General features: G+C 62.4%; 9 protein-coding genes. 4 read left to right on the forward strand and 5 right to left on the reverse strand.

Annotated elements, in window-relative coordinates; translation table 11 throughout:
- The first annotated feature begins 239 nt into the window (after positions 1 to 239).
- From P6U24_RS30195 to P6U24_RS30210, 4 genes are all read left to right on the forward strand, one after another.
- Positions 240 to 902 carry a hypothetical protein gene (locus tag P6U24_RS30195; protein ID WP_407156072.1) on the forward strand — a complete coding sequence of 221 codons (663 nt, stop codon included), beginning with the start codon at positions 240 to 242 and terminating at the stop codon, positions 900 to 902.
- A 548-nt stretch (positions 903 to 1,450) separates the two neighbouring features.
- On the forward strand, positions 1,451 to 3,250 hold the full coding sequence (locus P6U24_RS30200) for an FAD-dependent oxidoreductase (protein WP_407156073.1): 1,800 nt from the start codon (positions 1,451 to 1,453) through the stop codon (positions 3,248 to 3,250).
- Positions 3,220 to 5,070 (forward strand): 2-oxoacid:acceptor oxidoreductase subunit alpha, encoded by a 1,851-nt coding sequence (locus P6U24_RS30205; protein WP_407156074.1) that lies wholly within the window; start codon positions 3,220 to 3,222, stop codon positions 5,068 to 5,070. The genes P6U24_RS30200 and P6U24_RS30205 overlap by 31 nt, the downstream gene beginning before the upstream one ends.
- Complete coding sequence (locus P6U24_RS30210) at positions 5,067 to 6,122, forward strand: 2-oxoacid:ferredoxin oxidoreductase subunit beta (protein ID WP_407156075.1); 1,056 nt, start codon at positions 5,067 to 5,069, stop codon at positions 6,120 to 6,122. The genes P6U24_RS30205 and P6U24_RS30210 overlap by 4 nt, the downstream gene beginning before the upstream one ends.
- A gap of 19 nt (positions 6,123 to 6,141) precedes the next feature.
- Here the strand turns inward: P6U24_RS30210 and P6U24_RS30215 are convergent, their stop codons facing one another.
- The 5 genes from P6U24_RS30215 to P6U24_RS30235 form a co-directional block, all read right to left on the reverse strand.
- Positions 6,142 to 7,431 (reverse strand): TMEM143 family protein, encoded by a 1,290-nt coding sequence (locus P6U24_RS30215; protein WP_407156076.1) that lies wholly within the window; start codon positions 7,429 to 7,431, stop codon positions 6,142 to 6,144.
- A 188-nt stretch (positions 7,432 to 7,619) separates the two neighbouring features.
- Positions 7,620 to 9,161, reverse strand: coding sequence for a SpoVR family protein (locus P6U24_RS30220; RefSeq protein ID WP_407156077.1), 1,542 nt, complete (start codon positions 9,159 to 9,161; stop codon positions 7,620 to 7,622).
- Positions 9,158 to 10,432, reverse strand: a complete 1,275-nt coding sequence (locus tag P6U24_RS30225) for a YeaH/YhbH family protein (protein ID WP_407156078.1) — start codon at positions 10,430 to 10,432, stop codon at positions 9,158 to 9,160. Before P6U24_RS30225 ends, P6U24_RS30220 begins: the two co-directional genes overlap by 4 nt.
- A gap of 26 nt (positions 10,433 to 10,458) precedes the next feature.
- Positions 10,459 to 12,402, reverse strand: a complete 1,944-nt coding sequence (locus P6U24_RS30230) for a PrkA family serine protein kinase (RefSeq protein ID WP_407156079.1) — start codon at positions 12,400 to 12,402, stop codon at positions 10,459 to 10,461.
- 90 nt (positions 12,403 to 12,492) lie between these two features.
- Complete coding sequence (locus P6U24_RS30235) at positions 12,493 to 13,278, reverse strand: hypothetical protein (RefSeq protein WP_407156080.1); 786 nt, start codon at positions 13,276 to 13,278, stop codon at positions 12,493 to 12,495.
- Positions 13,279 to 13,919 lie beyond the last annotated feature (641 nt).

A 13,919-nucleotide genomic window follows, 5' to 3' on the forward strand; every position in this document is an offset into this window, starting at 1 on the left:
GGGTCAGGTACGCACATATCTTGCGGCTCGCTCGCTGCAACCTCGCCCCGCCTGCGGGGAGAGGTCGGATTGTATCGTCAGATGCAATCCGGGTGAGGGGGTACAGGTCTAACAACTCACACCGATCGGGCGTCTGCCCCTCACCCCACCCCTCTCCCCGTAAGAACGGGGAGAGGGAGCCCACTGTCCACTGCGCGATAGCTCGCAAACAACGACGACGCAAAGACAAGGACGCCCCAATGCCACTCGCCGGACAAGGCATGCTGCTGACCTCCATGGACATCGATCCATCTGACGAAGCCGATTTCAACCGCTGGTACGACCAGGAGCATCTTGAGGAGCGCGTCGCGATCGAAGGGTTCAATGAGGCGCGGCGCTATGTCGCCGAGCAAGGCAGCCCGAAATATCTCTGCCTCTATTCGACCGGAACGATCGACGTGCTCAATAGCGAGCCCTATCGCGCGCGGCTCGCGCATCCGACCGAATGGTCGGTCGCGACGATGGCGAAGTTCAAGAACATGATCCGCAGCGTCGCGCGCATCACCATCAGCAAGGGCACCGGCCGCGGCGCCGTGCTCGGCATCATCCGCCTGCGCCCGAAGCCCGGGCAGGATCAGGCGCTGCGCGATGCCCTGTGCATCGAGCTCGATCCATCCAATCTCGACGGCATCATCTCGATGCACCTGCTCGAAGGCGATTCCGATTTGTCCGGCCCGACCGGCGGAATCCCCGCAAGCTCACGCGGCGCCGACTGGTTCGTGCTGATCGACGGCACGGACAGCCATGCCATCGCCACGCTGATGACCACGCGCTTCGCCGCGATCGACGGTCCGCTTGCCACACAGATATCGGTCGGGCTCTACCGCCTGATGTGGGATTTGAGCAAGGCTGATATCGCTTAAGACGGTCCGCAGGTCGCACTTGTCGACTTGCCGCGACGTACCATGTGGCGTCGTTCCACACTCCGCTGTCATGACCCGCGCATGCGGGTGATCCAGTATTCAGAAACAGGAGTAATTGAATCGAGACGCCTCAGCGTACTGGATCTGCCGCCGGAGCCTGTCATCCGGCCGGCCGAAGGCCGGACCGGGTGGCGGGCGATGACAATCTGGGCGCTCGGGACCGCCACTCGACAGTTCCGAACATACACCGCAAGCTATCTCCGGGATGACTGCGGCGCAGCATGCACGCGCTGGACTTTTCCAAAGTGCGCCGCAGCATGCGGCACAAATTGATGTTTTTGCGCAATTTTGCCTTTGTGCCCGCCTTGGAATGGCTCTAGTCTGATTGGATAAATCTATGACGCCATTCAAAAATCAGAAGAGCGGCGGCTAGAGGCATCGACCAGCGAACAGATACCGCTTTTCGATCGGTCGATCCCGTCGAGCCAGCGCTCTCACTTCAGGAAGGCCGCGCATCGTCTGTTTGCCCGCGCGGGATTAAGGTGGGAATGAAACCGACTGATATCTCGGCCCCCGACTACTTCCATAAAGTGGTCGATTGCCAATGGGCCTGCCCCGCGCATACCCCCGTCCCGGAATATATCCGCCTGATCGCCGAGGGTCGCTACAGCGACGCCTACATGATCAACTGGAAATCCAACGTGTTCCCGGGCATTCTCGGGCGCACCTGCGACCGGCCGTGCGAGCCCGCCTGCCGCCGCGGACGCGTCGAGGAGACACCGGTCGCGATCTGCCGCCTGAAGCGCGTTGCGGCCGACTTCAAGGACGAAGTCAAGCAGCGCATGCCGCGGCCGGCAGCGAAGAACGGCAAGCGCATCGCGCTGGTCGGCGGCGGCCCCGCCTCGCTCACCGTGGCGCGCGATCTCGCCCCGCTCGGCTATCACTGCACCGTGTTCGACGCCGATGCGAAAGCCGGCGGCATGATGCGCAGCCAGATTCCAAAATTCCGCCTGCCCGATGCCGTCATTGACGAGGAGACGGACTACATCCTGGGCCTTGGCATCGAGTTCAGGGGTGGCCAGCGCGTCGACAGCCTCAAGAAGCTGCTCGCCGACAAATACGACGCCATCTTCATCGGCTCCGGCGCGCCGCGCGGCCGCGAGCTCGACATCCCCGGCCGCAAGGAAGCGGCCGCCAACATCCATATCGGCATCGACTGGCTCTCCGGTGTCTCGTTCGGCCACACCGACAAGATCGGCAAGCGCGTCATCGTGCTCGGCGGCGGCAACACCGCGATGGATTGCTGCCGCACCGCGCGGCGGCTTGGCGGCGAGGACGTCAAGGTGATCGTGCGCTCCGGCTTCGAGGAGATGAAGGCCTCGCCCTGGGAAAAAGAAGACGCGATGCATGAGGACATTCCGATCCTCAATTTCCTCGTTCCCGTCGCCTTCACCCATGACAACGGCAAGCTCACCGGCGTCACCTTCCAGAAGGTGAAGGCGGAATACGATGCCAAGGGCAAGCGCAATCTGGTGCCCGCGGGCGAGCCGGACCAGACCTATCCTTGCGACGACGTGCTGGTCGCGGTCGGCCAGGAGAACGCGTTTCCCTGGATCGAGCCGGATTGCGGCATCGCATTCGACAAGTGGCATATGCCAGAGGTGGATAAGACCACCTTCGCCTCGACGAATCCAAAGGTGTTCTTCGGCGGCGATGCCGCGTTCGGACCGAAGAACATCATCTGGGCGGTTGCGCACGGCCACGAGGCCGCGCTGTCGATCCACCGGATGCTCTCAGGCGAGGACATCACAGAGCGTCCGCTGCCCGAGGTGCATGTCACCTCGCAGAAAATGGGCATTCATGAATGGAGCTACGATAACGACATCTCGCCGGACAAGCGCCATAAGGTGCCGCATCGCGACAAGGTGGTGGCGCTGAAGGACATCCGCGCCGAGGTCGAGCTTGGCTACGACGTCAAGCTCGCGCTCGGCGAAACGCAGCGCTGCCTGAACTGCGACGTCGAAACCGTGTTCTCGACGTCGCTGTGCATCGAATGCGACGCCTGCGCCGACATCTGCCCGACGGACTGCATCACCTTCACAGAGAATGGCGAAGAAGCCGACCTCCGGTCGCGGCTGAAGGCGCCATCGCTGCATCCCGACCAGAGCCTTTACGTGTCCTCGGATCTGAAGACCGGACGCGTGATGGTGAAGGACGAAGACGTCTGTCTGCATTGCGGCCTGTGCGCCGAACGCTGCCCCACCGGTGCGTGGGACATGCAGAAATATTTCATCGAGATGACTCACGCAGGTACCGCATGCCCCAGCAAGCGCCGCTCAGCAGCGTAAACGACTTCGTCGTCCGCTTCGCCAACGTCAACGGCTCGGGCTCGGCCAGTGCCAACGAGCTGTTCGCCCGCTCCGTGCTCCGCCATGGCGTTCCGGTCTCACCGCGCAACATCTTCCCCTCCAACATCCAGGGCCTGCCGACCTGGTACGAGGTGCGCATCACCGAAGCCGGCCATCTCGGCGCCCGCGGCGGCGGCACCGACATGATGGTGGCGATGAACCCGCAGACCTGGGACAAGGATGTCGCCGGCATCGTACCGGGGGGCTACCTGTTCTACGATTCGACGAAACCGATGCCGTCGAGCAAATTCCGCGACGACATCAACGTCATCGGCGTGCCGCTGACCGCGATCACCAACTCGACCTATACCGATCCGCGCCAGCGCCAGTTGTTCAAGAACATCATCTATCTCGGCGCTCTCTGCGCGCTGTTCGACATGGACCCGAAGCTGATCGAGCAGCTGATCGGCGAGCAGTACAAGGGCAAGGAGAAGCTGCTCTCCTCCAACGTCCACGCCCTGCATCTGGGGCGCGACTGGGCGCTGCAGAACCTGAAATGCCCGATCGGCCTGCGCATCAAGAAAGCCGACAAGGTCGGCGACCGCATCTTCATCGAGGGCAACAACGCCGCCGCGCTCGGTGCAGTCTATGGCGGCGCTACCGTCTGCGCCTGGTATCCGATCACGCCCTCCTCCTCGCTTGCCGACGCGTTCACCAGCCATTGCAAGAAGCTGCGGCATGATCCCGAAACGGGCCAGGCCAAATACGCCATCGTGCAGGGCGAGGACGAGTTGGCTTCGATCGGCATCGTCATCGGCGCCTCCTGGAACGGCGCCCGCGCCTTCACCGCGACCTCTGGCCCCGGCATCTCGCTGATGACCGAGTTCATCGGCCTCTCCTATTTTGCCGAGATCCCGGCCGTGATCATGAACGTGCAGCGCGCCGGCCCGTCCACGGGCATGCCGACCCGCACCCAGCAATGCGACATCATTGCCTGCGCCTATGCCTCGCATGGCGACACCAAGCACGTGCTGCTGTTTCCGGAAGATCCGGCCGAGGCATTCGAATTCGCGGCCTGCGCCTTCGATCTCGCCGAGCGGCTGCAGACGGTAATCTTCCTGATGCTCGATCTCGACATCGGCATGAACCATCGCCTCTGCCGCCCGCTGAAATGGGACGACGCGCGGCAATATGACCGCGGCAAGATCATGACGGCGGAGATGCTGGACGAGGGCCGCGACTTCGGCCGCTATCTCGACGTTGATGGCGACGGCATCCCCTACCGCACCTATCCCGGCACCCATCCAACCAAGGGCTCCTACTTCACCCGCGGTACCTCGCGCGACCGCTACGCGCGCTATTCCGAGGAAGGCGCCGTCTACGCTGACAACATGCAGCGGTTGATCCGCAAGTTCGAGACTGCGCAGGATCTGGTGCCGCGGCCGCTGCAGGCCAATGCCGCCAAGCCGACCCGATATGGCGTGATCTATTTCGGCTCGACTGCTCCGGCGATGGACGAGGCCATCGAGCTCTTGGAGGCGCGCGGCCATCAGCTCGACCGTATGCGCATCCGCGCCTTCCCTTTCCATTCCAGCGTGGCGAGCTTCCTCGCCGAGCACGATTTCGTCTACGTGGTCGAGCAGAACCGCGACGCGCAATTGCGCCAGCTGATCGTCAACGAGAACGGCATCGACCCGGTCCGCCTGGTGCCGATCCTGCATTACGACGGCACGCCGATCACCGCGCGCTTCATCGCGGACGCCATCGGCGACCACCAGGACCATCTCAAGATCACACCGCTGCGCAAGGCCGTGTCATGACCTACATCGCCAAACCGAAATTCCAGCATCCCGGCCTCAAGAAGAACGAGCTCGGCTTCACGCATCGGGACTACGAGGGCAAGATCTCGACCCTGTGCGCCGGCTGTGGCCACGACTCGATCACCGCCTCGATCATCGAGGCCTGCTTCGAACTGTCGATCGAGCCGCACCGGGTGGCAAAGATCTCCGGCATCGGCTGCTCGTCGAAGACGCCGGACTATTTCCTCGGCAATTCGCACGGCTTCAACTCCGTGCATGGCCGGATGCCGTCGGTGTTGACCGGCGCCAATCTGGCCAACCGCGATTTGATCTATCTCGGCGTCTCCGGCGACGGCGATTCCGCCTCGATCGGCTTCGGCCAGTTCGCGCATTCGATCCGGCGCGGCGTCAACATGACCTATATCGTCGAGAACAACGGCGTCTACGGCCTGACCAAGGGCCAGTTCTCGGCTACCGCCGACCGCGGCTCGAAGTCGAAGAAAGGCATCACCAACACCGATAACGCGATCGATCTGGTCGGCATCGCGCTGCAGCTGGGCGCGACCTATGTCGCCCGCTCCTTCTCCGGCGACAAGAAGCAGCTGGTGCCGATCATTGCCGGCGCGCTGCAGCACAAGGGCTCGGCGTTCATCGACGTGATCAGCCCCTGCATTGCCTTCAACAACCATGCCGGCTCGACCAAGAGCTTCGACTATGTGCGCGAGCACAATGACGCGGTGAACCGGCTCGACGTGCTGACCGGGCGCGATCCGATCACGGTGGATTACGCGCCGGGCAGCGTGCAGATCGTCGAGCAGCATGATGGCTCGCGGCTGGCATTGCGCAAGATCGACGCCGACTACGATCCGCATGACCGGCTCGGCGCCATGACCTTCCTGCAGAAGCACGCCGCGCAGGGCCAGATCGTCACCGGGCTGCTCTATGTCGACCCCGAGGCGGACGACCTGCATAGCCATCTCAACACGGTGAACCGGCCGCTCAACCAGCTGGAGGCCGAAGACCTGTGTCCGGGCTCTGCCGTACTGGACAAGATCAATGCGAGCCTGCGCTAGCTCGAAAAAAGGCTGGGCGTCACTTCGAGGTCGGGCGCAACAACGTCGTCCACACCCGCTCCAGCCGCGCAATCGCCTCCGCAGGCGACACCACGGCGACGGCGTCGTCAGCCTCCCTCAGCAGACCGAATTCCTGCAGCTTCGCCAGCGCCGCGTCGGCCGCGAAGGACGCGCGAACGCCGAATGTCTGCTGCAGCAGCTCCTGGACATGGCCGCCGACCACCTCGCGGCGGAGCGACACGGCCGCCAGCCACAGCGCGACATAGGCAAGCAGCGCTTCCTTCCAATCCTGATCCTCGGCCTCGCCGACGAGATAGTTGAAAATGCCGGAATTATTATTGACGTTACGGAAGTAGATATTGTCGGTGACCTGCTTCTGGTGGATCAGCGACTGACGGTGGAAATTGCCCCATTGCCGCAGCACGAAGCTGCCGAGCGCAAACAGGCCGGAGAGTGCCGCCAGCGCCTGTTTGGTATCGTCGTCCTGAACCGTGCCGGTGAGGCCGAGATAGAAGCCCGCGACCACGAACAGCACCGTGAAGGTGGAGGCGAGCTTGAGCAGGATCGGTACGCCGCCGATCAGCGCGGGCACGCCCAAGGTGAGCTGGTCGAACACGCTCATCACGACCCGCACGTTGGGGAGCAAAGCTTCGAGATCGCCGCGTGCGATGTGGCGAAAATATTTGAACAGCACCGCGCCGCCACGGACCTTGTTGCGGCCGCGCCAAAGGCCGGCCCGCGGCTTCGCCGACTTTGATGCGGGATCATCAGGCAGGGTCGCGACCATCAGCACCACGTCGTCATAGACGTCGATCTCGAGCGCTTGCCGCCGCAGGCCATAAAGCGAGGCGATCTCGATCGTCTCGCGATGCCAGCCGCGGCGAAACATTCTGATGTCGCGGTAGTCCGAAATCGGTGCCTTGATCTTGACCCGGACCAGCGCGTGCTCGGCAAACGCCTGCAGGATCTCGTCATGCGTGATCTCGACGAAATTGGCCTCGCGCAGGATGCGGACGAACTCGTCGCTCAGCCTGCGATAGGCGGCATCGAGCTGCTGCGGCGATCGATGCGCCACCGAACCGACCTCGGGATCGAAATAGAAATAGGCCTCGCGCAGCCCATCGAGCTCATCGAAATATTGCTGATGCAGGATGGCGCCCAGCATGTGGGCGAGCTGCCGCAATTCACGCGCCGCGTCGCCATCGACGCCAAAATGCGCGATCAGCCCATCGAGCATGTCGGACTTCTGCAATGGGATGAAGCGATCACGCACCAACGGCAGCGACGTGCCGCGAAGCCCTTCAGTCACAGCGCCCTGCCCTGGCTCGAACGATCATGCCCGGCATCTACCGGAGATGTGCGCCAGGATTTAGGTTGACTTCGCCGGCCAAAGTCAAGATGGCAGCCACAGTCCCGCTCCCGGAGCAAGACGGCACCTCGGGCCTTCTTATGCTTCGACGTGAGGACAGCGCTCAGGAGGCTCCTACGGCGGCCGCGTCAAGCGGCCGCCGGTTGTATCCGCGGATTGAGCACATACTCCTTCAGCACCTTGTCGGTGCCTGCGTCGACTTCCGTGAGCGACACGTCGTAGGTCCAGAGATCGGCCAGATGCTGCAGCACCCGCTTGGCGTCGGTCTCGTTGAGCTGGGCGCCCTTCACCACGGTGTGGCGAAGCATCAGCCGGCGGTCGCCGGCGAGATCGACATCGACAACCTCGATGTTCGGATCGATATAGCCGACGTCATATTGCCGGGAGAGCTCGCGGCGGATGCGGCGATAGCCGCGCTCGTCGTGGATCGCGTCGACCAGGATGCCGGCCCGATCGGCCGGGTTGTCGTGCAGGTGGAACAGGCGGAGCTGGCGCATCAGATGCGGGCTGAGGAACTGGCCGACGAAGCTCTCGTCGCGGTAGTTGGCCCAGACATCGCGCAGCACGCCCATGGCATCGCCCTTGCCGGCGATATCCGGAAACCATTCGCGATCCTCGTCCGAAGGCTGCGTCACGATGCGCTCGATGTCCTGCATCATCGCGAAACCGAGCGCATAGGGATTGAAACCGGAGAAGCGCGGATCGTCGAAATCCGGCTGGAACACGACATTGGTATGCGACTGCAGGAATTCGAGGAAGTTGCCGTCGGTGATCCGTCCCCGCTGATGCAGGCGGTTCATGATCTGGTAGTGAACGAAGGTTGCAGTGCCCTCGTTCATCACCTTGGTCTGGCCCTGCGGATAGAAATATTGCGCGATGTGGCGCACGATGCGCAATAGCTCGCGCTGCCAGGGGGCAAGCCGCGGCGCGCTCTTCTCCAGGAAGTACAGTAGATTCTCCTGGGGCAGCCCGAGCAGCGCACGGCGCCGCTCGACAGTGAGCGTCGCATGCGTCTTGGCCGGGCCGGTCGGCACCGTGGTGCGCCAGAGATCGTTGAAGGCCGCTTCCTCGTAGAGCCGGCGTTTGCCGGCGCGCTTCTCCTCCTCGCGGAAGTCGAGCTTCTTCTTGCCGGGATAGCGGTCGACACCGTGCGACATCAGGGCATGAGCGGCGTCCATGGTGTGCTCGACCGCTGCGCGCCCGTGGCGCTCCTCGCATTGCGCGACATAGCTCTTGGCGAATTCGAGGTAGTCGAGGATGCCGTCGGCATCGGTCCACTGCTTGAACAGATAGTTGTTCTTGAAGAAGTGATTGTGGCCGAACGCGGCATGCGCGATCACCAGTGTCTGCATCGTCGCCGTGTTCTCCTCCATCAGATAGGAGATGCAGGGCGATGAGTTGATCACGATCTCATAGGCAAGCCCCATCAGGCCCTTGCGGTAGGAGGCCTCGTGGAACGCGAAGTGCTTGCCGAACGACCAGTGCTTGTAGAACATCGGCATGCCGACCGACGAATAGGCATCCAGCATCTGCTCGGCGGTGATCACCTCGATCTGATTGGCATAGGTGTCAAGCCCGAGCTCACGCTGCGCGATGGTCTCGCAGGCATCGTGTATCCGCTGCAGCGTCGAGAAATTCCAGTCGGCTCCGTCGAAAAGCAGTTCGGTCATGAAGCGACTTTCTCCTGTGGCCTGCGACGCTGGAACAGGTCATGGAAGACCGGGAAGATCTCGCTGCGGTCGCGCACCTTGCGCATCGACAGCGGCTCACCGCCGGCGCGCAGCTTCTCGTAGAGAGACCACAGCGCCGAGTCCGGCATTTCGAAGGAATAGCCGCCGGATTCGCCGACTTCGAGGTAGGCGAAGAATTGCGACACCGGCAGGATGTTGCTGGTCAGGATACGCGCGACGGCCTCGGAATCCGAGGTCGCGTTGTCGCCGTCGGAGGCCTGCGCGGCGTAGATGTTCCAATCCGACGGACGGAAGCGGGACTGGACGATCTCGTGCATGCATTGCAAGGCGCTCGAGACCAGCGTGCCACCCGACGCCGGGCCGTAGAAGAAGGTCTGCTCGTCGACTTCCTCGGCGCGGTCGGTATGGCGGATGAAGACGATCTCGACATGGCGATAACGCCGCGTCAGGAACACGTAGAGCAGCATGTAGAACCGCTTGGCGAGATCCTTCATGTGCTCCGACATCGAGCCGGAAACATCCATCAGGCAGAACATCACGGCCTGCGCGATCGGCTTCGGCACCGTCTCGAAGCGGCGATAGCGGATGTCGATCGGATCGATGAAGGGAATCCGCTTGGCCTTGGCCTTCAGCGCCTCGATCTGCGCCATCAGCTCGGCGCGGCGATCCTCGTCCTCCTCCTCCGCTAGCTCGGCTTCGAGCTGGGCGATGGTTTCGGGCCGCGGCCGCCGCAGCGCCACACGGCGGGCCAGCGCGCGGGTTACCGTGCGGCTGATCGAGATATTGGCCGGCGAGCCCGAGGTCGCATAACCGGCCCGCTGCAGCCCCTCGCTCTCGGCCTCGGCGAACTTGCGCTTGGCAAGATCGGGCAGCTCGAGATCGTCGAGGAACAGGTTGACGAACTCCTCCTTGCTGAGCACGAAGCGGAAGGCGTCCTCGCTGTCGCCCTGCCCCGGCGCCGACTTGCGGCCGCTGCCATCGCCGGACCGCGGCAGAATGTCGCCTTCGACGAACTTCTTGTTGCCGGGCAGCACCATGTCGCGGGTGCCACCCTCGCGCCGAAACCGCGGCTCGTCCATGCCGTCGAGCGGGATGGTAATCTCCCCGCCCTCCAGCACGTCCTTGATGTCGCGGTCCTGCGACGTCTTCTTGACCGCGCCTTGAACCAGCGCCTTGGCCCTGCGCAAAAATCGCTGACGATTCTCGAGACTTTTGCCGCCCGGGTTCAGGCGCCGATCAATGATGTGCATCTTCGATACGCCTCGCTATCAGCCTGTCAGCCGGCCTGCTTCACGCGCATGTACCACTCGACCAGCCGGCGAACCTGCCGCTCGGTGTAGCCGCGCTCGACCATGCGCGCGACGAAGTCGGCATGCTTCTTCTCGGTGTCGCCATCCTTCTTGGTGCCGAACGAGATCACCGGAAGCAGGTCCTCGACCTGCGAGAATATCCTCTTTTCGATCACCTCGCGGATTTTTTCGTAAGACGTCCAGCTGGGATTTTTGCCGCCGTTCTGGGCCCTCGACCGCAATGAGAACTTGACAACCTCGTTGCGGAAATCCTTCGGATTGGCGATGCCGGCCGGCTTCTCGATTTTGGTCAGTTCCTGGTTCAACAGCTCGCGATTGAGCAGCTGCCCGGTGTCGGGGTCCTTGAAGTCCTGATCCTCGATCCAGGCGTCGGCATAATCGACGTAACGGTCGAACAGGTTTTGGCCGTAATCCGAGTAGGATTCGAGATAGGCCTTCTGGATCTCGTGGCCGATGAACTCGGCATAGCGCGGCACGAGGTCGGCCTTGATGAATTCGAGATAGCGCTTCTCGAGCTCTTCGGGCAGCTGCTCGCGGCGGATCGACTGCTCAAGCACGTACATCAGATGCACGGCATCGGCCGAGACCTCCGCGGTGTCGTGGTTGTACGTCGCCGCCAGCACCTTGAAGGCGAAGCGGGTCGAGACGCCGTCCATGCCTTCGTCAACACCGGCGGAGTCGCGATATTCCTGTACGCTGCGGGCCTTCGGATCGGACTCCTTCAGGCTCTCGCCGTCATAGACCCGCATCTTGGCATAGAGCGTCGAGTTCTCGTGCTTGCGCAGCCGCGACATCACCGAGAAGCGGGCCAGCGTTTCGAGGGTTGCCGGTGCGCAGGGCGCGGTGGCGAGCTCGGAGCTCTGGATCAGCTTCTCGTAGATCTTGCGCTCCTCGGTGACGCGCAGGCAGTACGGCACCTTAATGACGCAGATGCGATCGATGAAGGCCTCGTTGTTCTTGTTGGCCTTGAAGCTCTGCCACTCCGCCTCGTTGGAGTGGGCGAGGATGATGCCGCTGAAGGGGATCGCACCGATATTCTCAGTACCGATGTAGTTGCCCTCCTGCGTCGCCGTGAGCAGCGGATGCAGCATCTTGATCGGCGCCTTGAACATCTCGACGAATTCGAGCACGCCCTGGTTGGCGCGGTTCAGCCCGCCGGAATAGCTGTAGGCGTCCGGATCGTTCTGGGCGTAAGTCTCGAGCTTGCGGATATCGACCTTGCCGACGAGCGAGGAGATGTCCTGGTTGTTCTCGTCGCCCGGCTCGGTCTTGGCAATGGCGATCTGGCGCAGCCGCGACGGCTGCAGCTTGGCGACGCGGAATTGCGAGATGTCGCCGCCGAACGCTTCCAGCCGCTTGTAGCACCACGGGCTCATCAGGCCGGTGAGGCGGCGACGCGGAATGCCGTATTTCTCCTCCAGCATCGGGCCGAGCGCTTCGGGATCGAACAGCCCGAGCGGGCTTTCGAACACCGGACTCAGCTCGTCGCCGGCCTTGAGCACATAGATGGGATGCACCTCCATCAATTGCTTCAAGCGCTCGGCGAGCGAGGACTTGCCTCCGCCGACCGGCCCGAGCAGATAAAGGATCTGCTTGCGCTCTTCGAGCCCCTGCGCGGCGTGACGGAAGAAGCCGACGATGCGCTCGATCGTGTCCTCCATGCCGTAGAAGCCTGAGAACGCCGGATACAGGCGCACCGTGCGGTTTAAAAAGATACGGCCAAGGCGAGGGTCCTTGGCCGTGTCGATCATCTGCGGTTCACCGATCGCGGCTAGTAGTCGTTCAGCAGCGTTTGCATATCGCATCGGGTCGTTTCGGCACGATTCAAGATATTCCGCCATCGACATGTCGGTCTGGCTTCTCGCCTCGAACGACCTGGCGAAAGCGTTGAACAAAGAATCGTTGTACATGATCCCTCTCCACCGGTAAGTTCCGCCGCACTGCCTGGCTGCCAGTCGAGCTACGGAAGCGTTTTGATCCTCGTCATCGACGTCACCGACTCAACTCCAACGCGGGCATTCTGTTGGCCATTGGGCACCTGTTAGCCCGGATTCTGCAACGCGAAGCGCAAGCAACCGTTGCTGTATCAACAAGCAGTTCGCCCAATAGTTCGGCAAAACCGCGCTCCATACTATATTTTGTAGCCTATTGTCGCCGCTTCGCAACATCCGCAAATCACCGGAATTTCGCGTCCGGCGCATTTCCCTGCGGTGCACAAACATTTGTGAACCGGCATGGACGCGCCGGCACTGCTGGCTCTTGCTGACAAAGACGAGTCGTTTCCGACGCGTCGTATACCCATCGAACGCCAACCGTTTCGCGAGCGACCCATCTCGACGCGACTCAGCCGCTTCGGTCACGGCAGATACAGCCTGATCCGCTAAAGTTATCGCTTTCCTAACAAGCAGGCTATCCGCGCAATTACCCGTTTCTCTCACTTGTTCATCTTTGTTGCCCTGAAGACACCATCGATTGCCGCGCCTGATTGCGCCGGCAATGCGTCCAGCAACGCCGAGATCGCAACATTCGATCGCCGCACAATCATCCATATCGTCACCACGTCCTTGCCTGCCGCCTCCGGCAGCAAGCTTCATGCGTGATTCGTCCGCCGCAATGACGCTGTTCATCTTGCGCATCACCCGAAGCAGTGGATCGCCGCGACGATGCCGTTCGTGACGGCGGAAATTCGCGACGATGAAATCCACGTTGATAAGGCGACGACGAGAGGTTCGTTCCTGCTCGACCGTGGCCACACTGAAAATCGCGCCGCGCTCGTCGCCTTTCATCAGGCACTCGCGGCCGTCAGGCACAAATGATAGCATCTCGTTGAACACATGTGACTGCATTCGCGTTTTGCAAGGAGGCCGGCATGCATCGCCGAAACATGCTTCCTGGCGCGCTCGCGGCAATGGTGGGCGCGTTCGTCGTCGCGCCGACAAGCCGAAGGCGTCTACCGCTCGAGCGACCTCGACAAGGTGGCTTTCGTGCTCGGCGATGTCCAGAACCACCTTGACGGCATCGGCGGACCCGTCGCGATCGCGCCTCGTGGCGGACGGACCGGCGCTGAGGGCACTCTACGCCTTCCGCGGCACTCTCCGAGATCAGCGCCAAGGTCGACCAATTCGTCGAAGCCGGACTCAAGCTTGCCGCCTGCGGCAACACCGTGACAGTGCAGCATATCACCTTGGCGGATTTGTTGCCGGGATCTGTCGAAGCCGAGAAAGGCGGCGTGGCGCAATCGCCGAGCGGCAGGGACACCTGTACATCCGGCCCTGGTTTGCCAGAACCGGGGGCGCAACCTGCCACGGCGAGGCTGGCGGCATCTGAGCGCATGAATCTGCCAATCCCACCTTGGGATTCGCTCTGGATCAATCCATTATGAATGGCGTTATCCAAAGGGGGAGCGCATAGTGAGGCTCGGTTCCAT

Origin of the sequence: Bradyrhizobium sp. STM 3557, from assembly GCF_045571465.1 — a bacterium.
Taxonomy (GTDB): domain Bacteria; phylum Pseudomonadota; class Alphaproteobacteria; order Rhizobiales; family Xanthobacteraceae; genus Bradyrhizobium.